This is a genomic window from Psychroflexus aurantiacus, assembly GCF_010820555.1.
In the GTDB taxonomy this organism is placed as follows: Bacteria; Bacteroidota; Bacteroidia; order Flavobacteriales; family Flavobacteriaceae; genus Psychroflexus; species Psychroflexus aurantiacus.
The window spans coordinates 20,461-37,143 of record NZ_JAAIKD010000009.1 but is presented as its reverse complement, the minus strand read 5'-3'; the positions used below and the strand labels follow the sequence as shown (position 1 = coordinate 37,143).

Annotated in this window: 15 protein-coding genes; 7 read left to right on the top strand and 8 right to left on the bottom strand. The window is 40.5% G+C overall.

The features are described from left to right. Positions 1-87: 87 nt before the first annotated feature. Positions 88-900 (bottom strand): UbiA prenyltransferase family protein, encoded by an 813-nt coding sequence (locus tag G3567_RS12865; RefSeq protein ID WP_164005723.1) that lies wholly within the window; start codon positions 898-900, stop codon positions 88-90. 125 nt (positions 901-1,025) lie between these two features. On the opposite strand from G3567_RS12865, the gene gcvP reads away from it, so the two are divergent. From gcvP to G3567_RS12840, 5 genes are all read left to right on the top strand, one after another. Beyond that, the gene (gcvP, locus tag G3567_RS12860) at positions 1,026-3,869 is read left to right on the top strand and encodes an aminomethyl-transferring glycine dehydrogenase (protein WP_164005722.1); all 2,844 of its coding nucleotides are present in this window, start codon (positions 1,026-1,028) and stop codon (positions 3,867-3,869) included. Positions 3,870-3,953: 84 nt separating this feature from the next. Further along, positions 3,954-4,310: a hypothetical protein gene (locus tag G3567_RS12855; RefSeq protein WP_164005721.1), complete on the top strand. Its 357-nt coding sequence runs from the start codon at positions 3,954-3,956 to the stop codon at positions 4,308-4,310. 92 nt (positions 4,311-4,402) lie between these two features. After that, entirely contained in the window at positions 4,403-5,464 is a 1,062-nt protein-coding gene (locus G3567_RS12850; RefSeq protein WP_164005720.1) for a 3-oxoacyl-ACP synthase III family protein, read from the top strand. Positions 5,465-5,469: 5 nt separating this feature from the next. After that, positions 5,470-5,997, top strand: coding sequence for a class I SAM-dependent methyltransferase (locus tag G3567_RS12845; protein ID WP_164005719.1), 528 nt, complete (start codon positions 5,470-5,472; stop codon positions 5,995-5,997). Continuing rightward, positions 5,997-6,884, top strand: coding sequence for a glycosyltransferase (locus G3567_RS12840; protein ID WP_164005718.1), 888 nt, complete (start codon positions 5,997-5,999; stop codon positions 6,882-6,884). The genes G3567_RS12845 and G3567_RS12840 overlap by 1 nt, the downstream gene beginning before the upstream one ends. Here the strand turns inward: G3567_RS12840 and pafA are convergent. After that, positions 6,837-8,468: an alkaline phosphatase PafA gene (gene pafA, locus G3567_RS12835; protein WP_164005717.1), complete on the bottom strand. Its 1,632-nt coding sequence runs from the start codon at positions 8,466-8,468 to the stop codon at positions 6,837-6,839. The genes G3567_RS12840 and pafA overlap by 48 nt on opposite strands. A 121-nt stretch (positions 8,469-8,589) precedes the next feature. On the opposite strand from pafA, the gene G3567_RS12830 reads away from it, so the two are divergent. Beyond that, on the top strand, positions 8,590-9,333 hold the full coding sequence (locus G3567_RS12830) for an MlaE family ABC transporter permease (protein WP_164005716.1): 744 nt from the start codon (positions 8,590-8,592) through the stop codon (positions 9,331-9,333). 1 nt (position 9,334) lies between these two features. Further along, a complete protein-coding gene (locus G3567_RS12825; RefSeq protein WP_164005715.1) occupies positions 9,335-10,099 on the top strand; it encodes an ABC transporter ATP-binding protein in 765 nt (254 codons plus the stop codon). Here G3567_RS12825 and G3567_RS12820 read toward each other — a convergent pair. From G3567_RS12820 to G3567_RS12795, 6 genes are all read right to left on the bottom strand, one after another. Further along, positions 10,096-11,538 carry a DUF389 domain-containing protein gene (locus tag G3567_RS12820; RefSeq protein ID WP_164005714.1) on the bottom strand — a complete coding sequence of 481 codons (1,443 nt, stop codon included), beginning with the start codon at positions 11,536-11,538 and terminating at the stop codon, positions 10,096-10,098. The two genes, G3567_RS12825 and G3567_RS12820, sit on opposite strands and share 4 nt — an antisense overlap. 3 nt (positions 11,539-11,541) lie before the next feature. Next, positions 11,542-12,624 carry a mannose-1-phosphate guanylyltransferase gene (locus G3567_RS12815; protein ID WP_164005713.1) on the bottom strand — a complete coding sequence of 361 codons (1,083 nt, stop codon included), beginning with the start codon at positions 12,622-12,624 and terminating at the stop codon, positions 11,542-11,544. Between the two features lie 5 nt (positions 12,625-12,629). Next, the gene (locus G3567_RS12810) at positions 12,630-13,226 is read right to left on the bottom strand and encodes a SprT-like domain-containing protein (RefSeq protein ID WP_164005712.1); all 597 of its coding nucleotides are present in this window, start codon (positions 13,224-13,226) and stop codon (positions 12,630-12,632) included. Between the two features lie 6 nt (positions 13,227-13,232). Beyond that, positions 13,233-13,916 (bottom strand): SDR family NAD(P)-dependent oxidoreductase, encoded by a 684-nt coding sequence (locus G3567_RS12805; protein ID WP_164005711.1) that lies wholly within the window; start codon positions 13,914-13,916, stop codon positions 13,233-13,235. Beyond that, positions 13,916-14,884, bottom strand: a complete 969-nt coding sequence (locus G3567_RS12800; RefSeq protein ID WP_164005710.1) for a M28 family metallopeptidase — start codon at positions 14,882-14,884, stop codon at positions 13,916-13,918. The genes G3567_RS12805 and G3567_RS12800 overlap by 1 nt, the downstream gene beginning before the upstream one ends. A 79-nt stretch (positions 14,885-14,963) precedes the next feature. Next, positions 14,964-16,682, bottom strand: coding sequence for a pyruvate dehydrogenase complex dihydrolipoamide acetyltransferase (locus G3567_RS12795; protein WP_164005709.1), 1,719 nt, complete (start codon positions 16,680-16,682; stop codon positions 14,964-14,966). Position 16,683 lies beyond the last annotated feature (1 nt).

The window sequence follows — 16,683 nt, the reverse complement described above, 5'->3', positions numbered from 1 at the left end:
ACTCTTTTCCACTTCAAACCAAACTTTTTTGGAGGTTTTTTCAAAACAAATTCACACGAATCCTATAACTGACTGGAATTACAGTGTTTAAGCAGTAAAATATTTTAGCAAAAACCACAAGATAGGCACAGCTTCTACCAGAAGTACTGTGTAAAGAAACGCATTATGGCGTTTTGACAAGACCACAAGCAATAGTATAAACAAATGCATGTATACAAATATATAGGTATCATGAATAATTAAACTCATCAGGAACATCGATGTTATAATGAGGACTATTCCAAATACTTTGGTTTGAAGCACCCCGAAAACCTGCGGAAGTGTTTTGAGGTAAATGTCATCCAACTCAAGATCTCTTATTTCAAAAGGAATAATAAGGGCGATGACTATCAAAAAACGACCCATTATATAGATGATCTGCTCCGTATCCAGTGAACTCAATTCAACTTCAGAAGAAAGAAAAGGGAGAACCACTGTGGCTCCGGTCCATACCGATGCAATGATAAAGATTTTGAGGCCACTTACATCTCTTAGATTTTTGGCTTCAGGCAAGAATGGCAGCACGTATAACAAGGTAAGAACTCCTAATAGAACAATAAAACCGATGACTTCTAAGTCAAAATAGAATAAGGAAATGAAAATGGGCAGCACTGAAACCACAGATAAAAAAAGGATGAACTTGAGACTATCACTAAGCCTCACCTCCTTCTGTTTTACCAAAGGGATATATTTTACAAAGGTGTAAGCGACAAGTGTAGAAAAAAAGACAAAAACAAGAACGCTGCTTTTGATTTCCAAGCCAAAGTCCAGGTAGGTTAGACAGGCAAAAGAGACGACAGCCAACGCCACATGAATGCTGGAGTTGATGTATAGTTTTAAAAATTTAGATATAAAATTCACGTTGACAAAAATAGAGTTTTATGGAGATATTTTTTCTAAGAAACTTAACGATAGTAGAACAATCTTTTACGTGTGTTTCATTATAAATAATGTATTTTTGCGGGCAAATTCTTAAAAGATCTTCAATGAATACAGAATCATTTGCATCAAGACATATTGGTCCTCGTGGCGAAAATATAAAAGAGATGCTTAACGATGTAGGCGTAGAGTCTCTAGGTCAACTTATCTATGAGACCATACCAGATGATATCAAATTAACTGAAAAGTTAAATTTGCCATCGCCTTTAACTGAATTTGAATTCTCAAACCATATTCAGTCTTTGGCACTAAAAAACAAAGTGTTTAAGTCTTATATAGGGCTGGGGTATCACCAGGCGATTCTTCCTGCAGTTATTCAAAGAAACGTCTTTGAAAACCCAGGATGGTATACAGCATATACTCCCTACCAGGCTGAAATTGCCCAGGGCCGACTCGAAGCTTTGCTTAACTTCCAGACCATGGTTGCTGATCTGACCGGAATGGAACTGGCAAACGCCTCTTTACTTGATGAATCTACTTCTGCTGCTGAGGCCATGACTTTGCTTTTTGCAGTTCGATCTAAAGAGCAAAAGAAAAACAAGGTGGTTAAGTTTTTCGTTGGCGATAATGTTCTTCCTCAAACTTTAGCCTTACTGGAGACCAGAGCTGAACCCCTTGATATAGAATTGGTCGTAGGCAGCTATGACGAATTTGATTTTGACAAAAGCTATTTTGGCGCTTTGGTTCAATACTCGGGTAAATATGGAGAGGTTCGTGATTTTGAAGACTTTACCAAGAAGGCTAAAGAAAACGACATAAAAGTAGCTGTTGCAGCAGACCTGATGAGTTTGGTCTTACTTGAAGCTCCGGGCAAATGGGGCGTGGATGTCGTTGTTGGAACCACACAACGTTTCGGAATCCCATTGGGCTACGGTGGCCCTCATGCCGCTTTTTTTGCTACTAAAGAAGAGTATAAACGAAATATTCCCGGGAGAATTATAGGAGTTACCAAAGATATGGACGATAACATGTCCTTAAGAATGGCGCTTCAGACCCGAGAACAACACATCAAAAGAGACAAAGCGACTTCCAATATTTGTACAGCTCAGGTTCTGCTGGCGGTTATGGCCGGTATGTATGCAGTCTATCATGGACCTAAAGGCTTAAAATATATTGCGAATCAAATTCACAGCAAAACCGTAAGCCTGGCTGATGGTTTGGAAAAACTAGGGTTCTTTCAAATCAACGACTTGTATTTTGACACCATTCTGGTGAAAGCCAATGCTGAAAAAATAAAAGCTTTAGCCGAAGAAAAGGAAATCAACTTCTTCTACCCGGATGCTGAAAGCGTTTCTATATCTATAAATGAAACTACATCTATCGAAGACGTAAATGAGATTTTAAGCGTTTTCGAAGCCGTTTCAGAAAAGGAAATGCAGGCTATAAAAGCCTTGAATGATGGAATTATAGGGCAATCCGAATTAAAAAGAGAAAGTGAGTTTTTAACTCACGATGTCTTTAACAGCTACCATTCTGAAACAGAACTGATGCGCTACATTAAAAGACTGGAACGAAAAGATCTAGCCTTGAACCATTCCATGATCTCTTTAGGTTCCTGTACGATGAAATTGAATGCAGCTTCGGAAATGCTGCCATTGTCCAATCCACAGTGGGGCAATATTCATCCGTTCGCTCCTAAAGAACAAGCTTTGGGTTATCAGGAAATTTTGAAGAGCCTTGAAGATTACTTAACTGAAATCACCGGGTTTTCCGCTACTTCCTTACAGCCAAATTCTGGCGCACAGGGAGAGTATGCAGGTCTGATGGTGATTCGGGCTTACCATAAATCCAGAAATGAAGCACACCGTGACATCTGTTTGGTGCCTTCTTCTGCCCACGGAACCAACCCTGCAAGTGCTGTAATGGCCGGGATGAAAGTCGTGGTGGTAAAAGCAACCGATAAAGGAAATATTGATATTGACGATTTAACAGCAAAAGCCGAAAAACACAGTGATAATTTAGCCGCTCTGATGGTGACTTATCCATCCACCCACGGGGTTTTCGAATCTGATATCAGAAAAATTACGGCGCTTATCCACGAACATGGAGGTCAGGTTTATATGGACGGAGCCAATATGAATGCACAGGTTGGATTGACGAGCCCGGGCAGAATTGGAGCAGACGTCTGTCACTTAAACCTGCATAAAACCTTTGCGATTCCTCATGGAGGTGGCGGACCAGGTGTTGGACCGATTTGCGTAGCCAAGCAATTGGCTCCGTTTTTACCAAACAACCCCTTGATCGAGACCGGAGGAACAGATGCGATTTCTTCCATTTCTGCAGCTCCATTTGGATCTGCCTTTGTATGTTTAATTTCTTATGCCTACATCAGAATGCTCGGAGAAGAAGGTTTGAGAGAATCTACAGAATACGCCATTTTAAATGCCAATTATATTCAGGCCAGACTGAAAGGTCACTACAAGACTTTATACTCTGGAGAAAAAGGAAGGGCAGCTCACGAAATGATTATCGATTGCAGGGATTTTAAAGACTTTGGGATTGAAGTGAAAGACATTGCCAAAAGGCTTATCGATTACGGCTTCCATTCACCAACCGTTTCCTTCCCTGTTGCCGGAACCATGATGATTGAGCCAACAGAAAGCGAGAGCAAAGCTGAACTGGATAGATTCTGTGATGCGATGATTTCCATCAAGCAGGAAATCGAACACTGCGATAAGGACAACCCCAACAATGTGCTTAAAAATGCACCTCACACCGTAGCGATACTTACGGCAGAGACCTGGGAGTTTGATTATAGCAGACAAACTGCAGCCTTCCCGCTGCCTTTTGTAGCCGAGAATAAATTCTGGCCTGCAACCCGCAGAGTGGATGAAGCTTACGGAGACAGAAACCTAACCTGCACCTGTGCTCCTATTGAAGCTTATCTCTAGATCGATTTGAAATTTTTAAATACTTTTATAGCCTCGGGTTTGATATTCGGGGCTATTTTTTGCTGAAAAACAAAGCGATCTGAAATGATATTATCTCCACCTAAAAAAGAACAGCTCTTAAGCTTCATAAAATCACATTATGTCGATTATCATGATGTGAGACTTCTTATTGCAAAAGATCTAGAAGAAGATATCACAACACAAATGGAAGAAGATGAAACACTTTCCTTTGATGACGCTCTCAAACGCACCTACAAAACCTATGGTGTCATTGGATTTTCAGATGCTTCTGAAGCGTACATGAACAAGATCAATACCTATTTTTACAAAAAGGTGCTTTTAAAAATACTCAGAGATGAACTTCTAAAAGCCTACCAAGAGCACTTTCTGTCTGAAAAATTAAGCACACACTCAAACTTATCTAAATCAAATTCAGAATAAATTTCAAAAACGTCTTAAAATCTATTAATTTTGAATCTTACTTTACAATTTAATTACATTAACTGTACCTTGCAAAAAAATTTATACGTCACATGAATGCTATAAAAATCGTTGGTGTTGGGAGTTACATTCCTGAAATGATTAAGAAAAATGAAGATTTTTTAGAAAATAAATTCTTCAATCAGGATGAAACTGCTTTCGATGCGCTTCCTGAAGTCATTATCAAAAAATTCAAGGCCATTACTGGAATTGAAGAAAGGAGATATGTGGATAAGCATCTGAAAACATCAGATATCGCGGCATTTGCAGCCGAAAAGGCTATCAAAAACGCAGAAATAGATCCTGAAACTTTAGACTATATTATAGTTGCTCATAACTTTGGAGATGTGAGTCATAATGCTCAGCAGGCCGATACGGTGCCAAGTCTCGCCTCCAGAGTAAAAGAAAAACTGCAGATCGATAACCCCAGCTGCGTGGCTTATGACCTTTTATTTGGCTGTCCGGGCTGGATTGAAGGTTGTATACATTCCTTTGCGTTTATGAAAGCGGGTATGGCCAAACGCTGTTTAATAATTGGAGCTGAAACCCTTTCCAGGGTTGTAGACCCAAATGACAGAGACAGTATGATTTATGCCGATGGTGCAGGCGCTACTATTTTTGAATCAAAAGAAGGTAGCGGTGGTATTTTAGCACACAAATCAGCTACCTACGCTAAAACGGAAGCTAACTATATCTATTTCGATAAATCCTTTTCTCCCGACAGAGAAGACGACAGAGCTTACATCAAGATGTATGGCCGGAAAATTTACAACTTCGCCTTGTCTAAAGTGCCGGAGGCTATGAAATCCTGCCTGGAGGAAAGTGGTAAATCCATTGAGGATTTGAAAAAGATCTTCATTCATCAGGCGAATGAAAAAATGGACGAGGCTATTGTTCAGAGGTTCTATAAGCTTTATGACAAAGAAGCTCCCAAAGATGTGATGCCGATGAGCATCGATAAACTCGGTAACAGTAGTGTAGCGACTATTCCTACGCTTTATGACATGTTTCTGAAGGGGGATTTTGAACATGAAAGTTTAAAGCCCGGGGATACCGTGATGTTTGCGAGTGTAGGAGCCGGGATGAACATCAACGCTATAGTCTACGAAATCTAGACTATATGTACGAAAAGACTTATCCTGAAAAGCGATTTGGAATCACCTTAGAATTTCTAAAAACACACGCCCCTCCGCCTGCTCAAATTTTGGACCTTGGCGTGGAAAATCCTTTTTCTAAATTGCTTTCAAAGGAAGGTTACAGTATCGAAAATACCAAAGGCCAGGACCTTGATCTGGATCAAAGTCAACTTAAAGCCTCTTCAGCAGAAATCACAACAGCTTTTGAAATCTTTGAACATCTGCTCTCCCCTTTGGAAGTATTGAAGAGCCTCCAAAGTGAGTATTTGTTTGCCAGCATACCCCTCAAACTCTGGTTTGCCAAAGCCTATCAGAGCAAAACCGATCCCTGGGACAGACATTATCATGAATTTGAGCAGTGGCAATTCGACTGGCTTCTGGATAAAGCAGGCTGGGACATCCTAGCTTCCAAAAGCTTTACCCATCCGGTGAATAAAATCGGAATACGACCGGTTTTAAGGTTGTTTACACCAAGGTATTATCTTGTGTTCTGTAAAAGAAAATCCGCCTAGTGGACATAGCCATTATCATACCTGCTTACAACGAAGAAAAATTCATCAAAGCCTGTTTGGAGTCTCTTCTGAATCAAACCTACCCTGCCAGAAAGATTCTTGTGGTCGACGACGGCTCCGGGGACAAAACCCCGGAACTAGTTGAGCATCTGGCCTCTTCTTACGAAAATCTGAGTCTTATTTCAAGGCCAAAGAGTTTCAGTCATGAACCTGGAGGCAAAATTGTTGAAACCTTCAATGCCGGACTTAAAGCTTTGGAAATCGATTACGATGTGATTTGCAAATTTGATGCTGACTTGATTTTTCCTGAAAATTATCTGGAGGTCCTGACTAAAGCTTTTCAGGAAAACCCGAAACTCGGCATGTATGGCGGGTTTTGTACCATTTGCAAAGAGGGTACCTGGCAGGTTGAACAACTCACCAATGCTGATCACTTACGAGGGGCGTTGAAGGCTTACAGGAAAACCTGTTTTACAGACATAGAGGGTTTAACTCCAGCTATGGGCTGGGATACCATCGATGAAATGAAAGCCAGGTTCTATGGCTGGGAGGTGAAAACCAATCCCGATTTGCTGGTCAAACATCTTAAGCCTACCGGGCAGCAGTACAAAAAAAATCTACCCGCTTTTTTTGGAACTTCTTTATTCCGAATGCGATATAGCTGGTCTTTAGCCCTTCTGACCTGTTTGAAAATGGCAAATAATAAATCGAGTCTGTCCTTTTTTCTAAAATCCATGACCTCCTTTCAGACCAGCAGTTCCAAAAAAAGCACCTTCCTGGTCACTGAACAGGAAGGTGCTTTTATAAGATCCTATAGATGGTCTAAGCTTAAAGAACGCTTATTCCAAAACTTCAGAAATAACGGTCCCCGTGGCTCCGTTGGGTAATTCGATTCCTAAAAGAGCAGACATGGTGGGAGCGATATCTGGAATGTGATATCTGTTATAGGTTTTCCCTGATTTTATTCCATTCCCGTACATCAATAAAGGCGCCTGGGTGTCGTAATTGTTTCCACTCCCATGAGTGGACCCTTTTCTTGAATAAGAAATGTAAGCGTTTTCCAGGACGTAGGCTATATCCCCACTTCGTTTCTGATGAAAGCCTCTTAAGATAAGTTCTGCAGGAGTGCCTGTAAAATCACCGTTTTCAAGCGTTTCTCGCGTATAGGCCTTATCTATGTTTTTATACTGAAGTAAAAAATGCTTGACTTCATTTTGAGCAGCAACAAATTCAGCATACGTATCGAACTTGGAATAATCAAGAAAAATCTGGTGATTGTAAATGCTTTCTATGACGTTTTCCAAACCAAAATTTGAGCTCAGGTGAGCTTCCAAAGCTTCACGCATGTCGTCCACTTCAAAATAACCGGCAGGAATCTGGTTGTCTTTTAAAAATTGCGGCACATGAACGGCGCCGTGGTCTGCAGTTAAGAATAAGGTATAATTTCCTTTTCCAACCTGCCTGTCCAGAAATGCCATCAAATCGGCAATATTGCGATCCAGCCTCACATAGGTATCCTGAACCTCCTTGGAATTTACTCCGAAATTATGACCTACGTAATCTGTACTGGAAAAGCTCAGCGTGAATACGTCTGTAAACTCATCTTGTCCAAGTTCTTCGCCGACTATCGCTTCTTTGGCAAAATCCAAGAGCAAATCATTCCCATAAGGAGTGGGTCTAAGAATGCTAAATGTACCATTTTCCCTGGCCAGTGACTTTAGATCATAAGGAAAGGCAGCCTCTTTTTTACCTCTAAATCCATTTTCGTAGGTATTGAGGTCTGAACCACTTTCGGTGTAAGTGGATATATCCTGATAGGTGTCCCAGACTTTGAGGTAACTTTTAGCCACATCAGAAGCATTGAACTTAGTGACCCAGTTCGGCAGCTCATCCATATAGAAATCTGAACTTATAAAATGCCCCTGATCTCCACCTACAAACCAGTAGGCTGCATTGGCTGTGTGACCTGCCGGCAAAATAGCGCCACGATCCTTGATGGATACGCCTATGGTTTTTCCTCTGAATTGGGTATGAAGTCGGTTCTGATCTGCAAAGCTGGTGGTCAGCATTCTATGAGGTGACATTTTACCATCTCTATTATCCGAATCTACCCCCAAACCTGAAACCTCGGAATCTGAAACGCAGTAAACACTTTCTTTGATTACCTTATCGTACCAGTTATTGGCAACGATCCCGTGATTCATCGGACTAGTGCCCGTGTAAACGGAGGCATGACCCGGTCCTGTGTAGGTAGGAACATAATCAAAATGAAAATTTTTCATTTCAAAACCTTCCCTTTGCAGGCGTTTGAAACCATCTTCAGAATAGTGATTTTCGAATTTGGTTAGATAATCATATCGCATTTGATCCACGACCACTCCAACCACAAGCTTGGTTTTTCCCGGCTGTTCCTGAGCAAACAACTGAACTTGAAGAAGTAGAAGAAATAAAAAGGTGATTTTAAATTTCATAAGTAAACGTATTTTTTGCAAAGATAGGAACTTATATAAGTTTCAAGTTTATGCTTCGGTTAAATCGTATCCTCAAGTTTTTATTCTATTTTTATAAAAATTTCAAAAAGGCTTCAAACAGATGCTATCAAAATATATTAAAAGTATTGGTCAATATTTCATAATGATATATGACACCTTCAAAAGAATGACCAAAACTTCAGAACTGAGAAGACTTATTCTTCAGGAAATAGACGATCTTATCATTAGTTCTTTAGGAATTGTGGTCTTCATATCCTTTTTCATAGGAGCGGTTATTGCGATACAAACCGCGCTCAATTTTTCAAATCCTTTTGTACCCAGATCACTTATAGGCTTTGCGGCCAGGCAATCCATTATCTTAGAATTTGCCCCTACATTCGTATCTATTATTATGGCAGGAAAAGTGGGCTCCTATATCACTTCAAGTATCGGAACCATGCGGGTTTCTGAACAGATTGATGCCCTGGAAGTCATGGGTATAAACTCGCTGAATTATCTCGTTTTTCCTAAAATCATAGCCATGTGTCTGTTTCCCTTTGTGATTGCCATTTCTATGTTCATTGGCATCATAGGGGCTTATATTGCCAGTGTTTATGGCGGATATTTAAATGCAGACCAATTTATTACAGGTTTACAGGAAGATTTCGTTCCTTTTCAAATCTTCTATGCATTCCTCAAAAGTTTCATTTTTGCCCTGATACTCGCCACTGTTCCTTCCTTCCATGGTTATTATATGAAAGGCGGATCGCTGGAAGTAGGTCATGCTGCAACGACCTCCTTTGTCTGGACCAGTGTTATCATCATTTTCATGAATTATTTCATCACCCAATTATTATTAAGCTAATATGATAAAAGTTACAGATTTACATAAGTCTTTTGATGATTTGGACGTCCTAAAAGGTGTGAATGCCGAATTTGAAAAAGGTAAAACCAATTTAATCATCGGGCAATCGGGCTCAGGTAAAACTGTGTTTTTGAAATGTCTGCTCGGGCTCCTGATTCCAGACTCCGGCAGTATAGAATACAATGGCAAGGCTTACAAGCATTTTTCTAAAGATGAGAAAAGAGAAATCAGCAAGCAAATGGGTATGGTCTTTCAGGGCGGTGCTCTGTTCGATTCTATGACGGTTGAAGAAAATGTAATGTTTCCCTTGAAGATGCTTACAAAAATGAGCAAACAGGAGATGAAAAATCGTGTAGAGGAAGTTCTTGACCGGGTGAATTTGAAAGAAACCAATCATAAATTACCTTCTGAGATAAGTGGCGGAATGCAAAAGCGGGTTTCTATAGCGAGAGCTATTGTCAACAAACCCAATTTTTTATTTTGCGACGAACCCAATTCAGGACTGGATCCCAGAACTGCCTCTGTCATTGATAATCTTATTCAGGAAATCACCCATGAAAACGATATCACAACCGTCATCAACACCCACGATATGAATTCGGTTTTTGAAATCGGTGAAAATATTATTTACCTGGAACATGGAGTGAAAGCCTGGGAAGGCAATAAAGACAACATTTATAAAACCGACAACCAAAAACTGATTGATTTCGTTTACGCCTCCAATTTATTTCAAAAAGTAAGGGTCGCTCAGCGAGAAGGGCTTTAATTCAACGAAAGCACTTCTATGTCGTCGAGGTTTAATTTATAGGATAACCAGCCTTCGAGTTGTTTCAGTTTAGCTTCTTTTTCTTCCGGATTCACTTCCTGATTCCATTTGATACTGAAGGTTGGAATGGTATCCAGGTTCTCAAAGTTTGATTTTATAACATCGGCAAAACTCACCTCAGCTATGTTTTCGTAATTGAGTTGAATTTCCTGAGCCAGCCGGCCAAATTCTACAATCCTGTTGCTTTTTTGTATGGTTCTTAGCTGGTAGCGTAAATTTTCAATTTCAGTTTTAGACTCAGCCAGCTCTAAAGAATCTCTTTTTTTAAGCTCCACCATGTACTGCACCTGGTTAAAATTCTCCGAATTTTCATTTTGAAGGACTTTTAACTCTGTGCCTTCCAAATAATCGTAGGTCTTCATCTTGTCTTTCCATAAAGTAATCACTTCTTTAGGAATTTCTTTGCCTAAGAAAGAGACTTCAATACTTGGTGAAAGTCCCGAATTATAAGAGATATGGGTCGCGTTTTTCTGAAGAAAGGATTGCTTGTAGCTCAACAACTCCTCCTGTACAAAGGCATTGGCATCGGTTACAAAGTAGGACTCCTTCATCAGGTTATAAAACAAATAAACACTAGGAATCATGACTATGATGGCAATTGAGGAAGCGATTTGTGCAATTCGCTTTCGCCGCAGTGAATTTGCATATTTAACGAGAGGAAATCTTAAGAATTTAGAAACCACAAAAGTGGATAAGGCTATAAATATCGTGTTGATGGTAAACAAATACATGGCGCCTCCAAAAATACTCATGTCCCAGACTGCTAAACCGTAACCGGCTGTACAAAGCGGAGGCATCAAAGCTGTAGCAATAGCCACACCCGAAATAACGGTGATAATGGTTCCCTTTTTTGCCTTGGCAATAATAAGGGCTAAACCGCCAAAAATTGCAACTAAAACATCGAGTATAGTCGGATAAGTTCTCGCTTCGAGTTCGGGAGTGAGCTTGGTAAGTGGGGATAATTGAAAATAAATAAATGCCGTAAGCAAACTGAGCCCAACCATAACTCCAAGGTTGATCAGGGATCTTCTCAGGGTATCCACATCATTGATCGCTACAGAAAACCCGAGCCCTACAATAGGTCCCATCAGAGGGGAGATAAGCATCGCTCCAATCACAACAGCTGTACTGCTCACATTTAGACCTACGGAAGCGACAAAAATGGAAAAGATCAAAATCCATGCATTGTGCCCCTTGAAGGGAATGTCTTTTAGAATCGCTTCGGTGGTGGCTTCCCTGTCGGTATCCTGGGTGATATCCAATAGTTCGTATAAGAAATCTTTGATGCTTCCAAAAGAATGTCTAAGGCTGGTTTTAACCTGCTTCGAGGATTCAGAATTTGAAGTATCGCCAGAAGAATTTGTGGTGTTTTCAGTCATGAGTTAGCCGTGGTTTTTTCCAAATTTATCCATAACCAAGTTACGTATTGTTTTGATTTCCTGTTCATCCGTTTTGGGTAAAATCACGAGACTTTCATCGCTCTCCACCACGATATAATCGTGGAGACCTTTGATAATTGCTATTTTACCTTTAGACGTTCGTAAAATGGTATTGGTTGAATCTATAAAAACAGATTGCGCGTTTATACTTACATTCTCGTTTTCATCCTTAGGGAGCTGATTATGAAGTGAACCCCAGGTTCCTAAATCGCTCCAGTCGAAACTGGCTTCAATCACCCCAACCTGCTTTGCTTTTTCCAGGATACCATAATCGATGGAAATATTTTCAAACTGAGGATAATGCTTTTCTAAAAAGCTGTCCTCTTCTTTTGTATTCAATTTGGACCAGGACTTTTCAAAGACTGAAAACATACCTGGAAGAAACTGCTGATACTGATCTATTATAAAAGAGGTTTTCCAAATAAAGATTCCTGCATTCCAAAGGTAATTCCCTGCTTTTAAGAAGGATTGAGCCGTAGGATAATCAGGCTTTTCCGTAAATTTTTCAACTCTTTTAACCACTTCGCTATCCTCTTTTCTGTATTTGATGTAACCGTAACCCGTATTTGGAAAAGTAGGTTTTATGCCTAAAGTCATCAAAAGATCCTGTTGGGAACAGGCCTCGAAAGCCAGGTGGACATCTTTCGCAAAAGCCGCTTCATCCTCTATCCAGTGGTCACTTGGTGCCACAATCATTCGGGCTTCGGGGTTTTCTTTGTTGATTTTAAGAGCTGACAGTAAAATACAGGGAGCCGTATTTCTCATCGCGGGTTCTGCAATCACCTGGCTGTTGTCGATATCCGGCAACTGCTGGTTCACAAGGTCCACATATTCTGAATTGGTTAGGATCAAAATTTGACGGGCCGGGACCAGTTTTGCCAGCCTTAAAAAGGTATGTTGAAGCAGGGATTTACCTGTTCCCAACATGTCATGAAACTGCTTAGGATTGGAGGTTTTACTCACGGGCCAAAACCTGGACCCCACACCTCCAGCCATGATAACAGCATAATTATCTTTTTTACTCATCCTTATTATTTTAAAAGAAAAACTTCAGCATTGGGCTGAAATACATATAGTTTTCCAGAATCAATTTCCTGGCATTCGTATCGTTTCCGAATCCTTCTCCCCTTTTTAAATTTCCTTCCATTAGGAATTTGGAACACACTTCCGAAGGGCAGTTCAAATATAAAATTTTTATCATTAGGCTTGTCATACTGCTTAATGGCCACCGCAAGCCTGGCGTCTGTATCGGTACTCGCCGTGGGATTTTTAAAGTGTCTTGCCAGCTCCGGCAAGAGATCATTTGGAAATATTTCCGGATTCAAAAAAGGGAGCATCAATTTTTGAAAGGTATGTTTCCATTCAGGTCCGTGAGGCAAAATCGAGAATCCATAGGTCTTGAAAGCTATCAAATGAGCCACCTCATGAACCGTCGTCATTAAAAAACGGTATTTATTTAAATTGGAATTGACTGTAATCTGATGAAAACCATCAGGCTTAAGTCTGTAATCCCCATGCTTACTTTGCCTTTGACTTACAATCTTCAATTGAATTTGATAGGCTTTTATCATCCCCATGACAGGAACAACCGAACGCTCTGGCAAATATTTTTGAAGGGTTTCTTTCATTCCATTTTAAGGCGTAGAACTGGACACTTGTAATAATTTCCCGTTGTAATATCGCTGACCATTTTCTGAAAAACCTTTGATGTATTCCGCCATCTCCAAAGCAGAGTTTGGAGCCTGCAATCCAGGAAAGGCTTCCTCGAGCATTTCCGTTTGAACTGCTCCCAGAGCCAGGACATTAAAAGAAGGTCCGTTGACTTTATACTCTTCTGCAAGTAATTCAGTTAAGGTGATGACCGCAGCCTTGCTTGAACTGTAAGCCGCTAGTCCGGGGAACTTCATGCTTCCCTGAACACCACCCATACTGCTAATGGTAACCACATGTGTAGAATCCTTCATCGCCGGAAGCAGCTGATGTGTCAAATCGAAAACAGAAAACACGTTGGTTTCGTAAACGCTTCTCACATCTTCCAGTCTGGTATCTTTAAAGTCCTGCTTTAAAAACTGACCTGCATTATTAATCAAAATGTCCACAGAGCTGACCCGAGATTTTATCTTTTCAGCCACTTCAGAAACCTGAGAAGAATCGCTGAGATCGCAGGAATATGAAAAAACGTTTTCAAGATTCAGTGCGCTTACAGGCTTATCGTTTCTGGACAGGGCAAATATAGTATGGCCTTCAGCAGCAAAAAGCTTGACAAGTTCAAAGCCAATGCCTCGGCTGGTTCCTGTGATGACTATGGTTTTTGACATTAATTAAGGTTTACGGGGGTTTCTGTGGAATTGATTAATTGCAATACTCCGGGCTTTAAGTCGTCGACTAATTTTAAAAAGGCATTTACATCAAGCTCTTCAAACTCGTCATTGACATGATGATAATACTCATAGTTGGTAAAATCGAAAGAACTGATGGTATGAGCCGGTATGTTGAAAACCTCATAAAACGGATAATTATCACTTCTTTTAAAGAGATTGTACTCAGCAGCCTGAGGTAAAAACCCTAAGAATGCATCCTGGCCTTCATAAAAACCATTGAACACCTCAGCAAGATTTGACATTTCATAACCAGTGACATAAGCTCGATAGGGCTTATCCTTCATTGGAGCACCCAGCATTTCAATATTAAATACAAGATAAGGTTGCTTGTCCCGGGCTTTCATTTTAGTAGCCAGATGCCTTGCGCCAACCAGGCCTTTTTCCTCGGCAGAAAAGAGGGCAAAAATAACATCGCGTTTCAGTTCCTGACTGGATAAAAATCTGGCGAGTTCCAGAACAGCTACGGTTCCTGTTGCATTATCATTGGCTCCATTGGCAATGCTGTCGTTATCTACAGCTTCAATAATTCCGATGTGGTCATAATGAGCACCTATGATAAGTGGTCTCAAATCAGTAGATTCTTTAGCTTTCAAAACGCCTACGACATTATAGCCATCTATTTCTTTCAGTTTGAAAGAATCTTTGTAGGTTTCAAAGTAGGGCTTCACACCAAATTCCTGAAAGGAATTTTCAATATAAAATGCAGCTTCTTCAATACCGTCTGAACCTGTGTTCCTTCCCATAAACTCATCTGAAGTTATCTCTTTGAGAGCTGATTCTGCAGTATATTCGAACTCGATTTTATCTGTTTCTTCTAAATTTTCTTTTTTCTCATCTTGCGTTGAATTTTTACAAGAGAAGGCTAAAAGTGAACCTATGCAAAGGGTGATAATGATTTTTTTCATAAAGTGAATATATAAAAACTGCCTTTAAAGACCTATTAAAAGTCTGAAAAGGCAGTAGGTTGTTTCAATATATCAGCGACTAAGCTAACATGGTCACTGGATTCTCCAGATAGGTTTTTAAAGTTTGAAGAAACTTAGCACCCGTAGCCCCATCCACAGTTCTGTGATCGCATGCCAGCGTAAGTGTCATGGTATGTCCTACAACAATTTCACCTTTTTTAACCACAGGCTTTTCAACAATCGTTCCTACGGAAAGGATAGCTGAATTGGGCTGGTTGATAATGCTCGTGAACTCAGTAATTCCAAACATTCCAAGATTTGAGACTGTGAATGTACTGCCTTCCATCTCGTTGGGTTGCAGCTTTTTGTTTTTAGCTTTTGCAGCTAAATTTTTCACGTTGCCACCGATCTGAGTTAAGCTTTGCTGGTCTGCAAATTCTAAAACAGGAACCAAAAGTCCTTCCTCTACAGCAACAGCAACGCCTACATGAATGTGCTTGGCAAGCCTTGTCGTTTCACCATCCCAGGAAGAATTGACCTGCGGATGTTTCCTTAGAGCCATCGCAGAGGCTTTGATAACAAGATCGTTAAAAGAAACTTTCACATCTGGCATCTCGTTGATATGGGATCTAGAGGCCATCGCATTCTCCATATCCACTTCGATATTGAGGTAATAATGCGGCGCGGAGTTCTTAGATTCTAACAAACGCTTAGCGATGGTTTTTCTCATTTGAGAATTCTTCACTTCCTCAAAAGATTCTTCTCCTGCCGGAGTATACACTTTTGCGGCTGGCGCTGTTTCCTGTTGTTTTAGTTGTTCGGCCTGAGGCGTTTCTTTCTTGGTGCTTTCAGCAGAAGGCGTGAAGTCTTCCACATCTTTTTTCACGATTCTACCCTGGTCTCCAGAGCCTTTTACTTTTCTTAAATCTATGCCTTTGTCTTCCGCTATTTTTTTAGCTAAAGGTGAAGCCAGTATTCTTCCTTCATCGTCTGTGTTATCCGCATCTTTATCGCCAGAGCTATCTTCTGCACTGGATGAAGAAGACTTATCTTCTGATTTGGATGCTTCAGACTTAGTGTCTTTGGACCCTTTTTTAGAATCAGATGAAGATTTTCCATCCGATTTTAAAGATTTTAAAACCTGATCTACATCGGTGCCTTCAGGACCAATAATCGCTAAAACCTCATCTACAGGAGCAGATTCGCCTTCATCAATACCGATGTGCAGCAATTTTCCGGTGTAAAAAGATTCGAATTCCATAGTCGCTTTATCGGTTTCGATTTCAGCCAGGATGTCTCCTTCTTCCACATCATCTCCAACAGATTTTAACCAGGTAGCCACTGTACCTTCTTCCATGGTATCACTTAAGCGTGGCATGGTAACAACCTCAACGCCCTCAGGCATATCAGCACCATCTCCGCCTTGATCCTCTTCAGAGGAATCCTTTGATGCGGACTTCTCCTCTTTGGATTCAGAAGTTTTATCATCAGACTTTTCAGAGTCTTCTTCCGAGGCATTATCGCCTTCAGCATTTTTTATGAGGTCATCAATGTCTTCACCCTCTTCTCCAATAATGGCCAGAAGCGAGTCAACCGGAGCCCCTTCTCCCTCTTCAACTCCAATATACAGAAGCACACCGTCGTGAAAGGATTCAAATTCCATCGTCGCTTTATCGGTTTCGATTTCAGCTAAAATGTCTCCTTCTTCTACTTTATCTCCTTTTTGCTTTAACCATTTTGCCACAACACCTTCTTCCATGGTGTCACTTAATCTGGGCATGTTTACTACTTCAGCCATC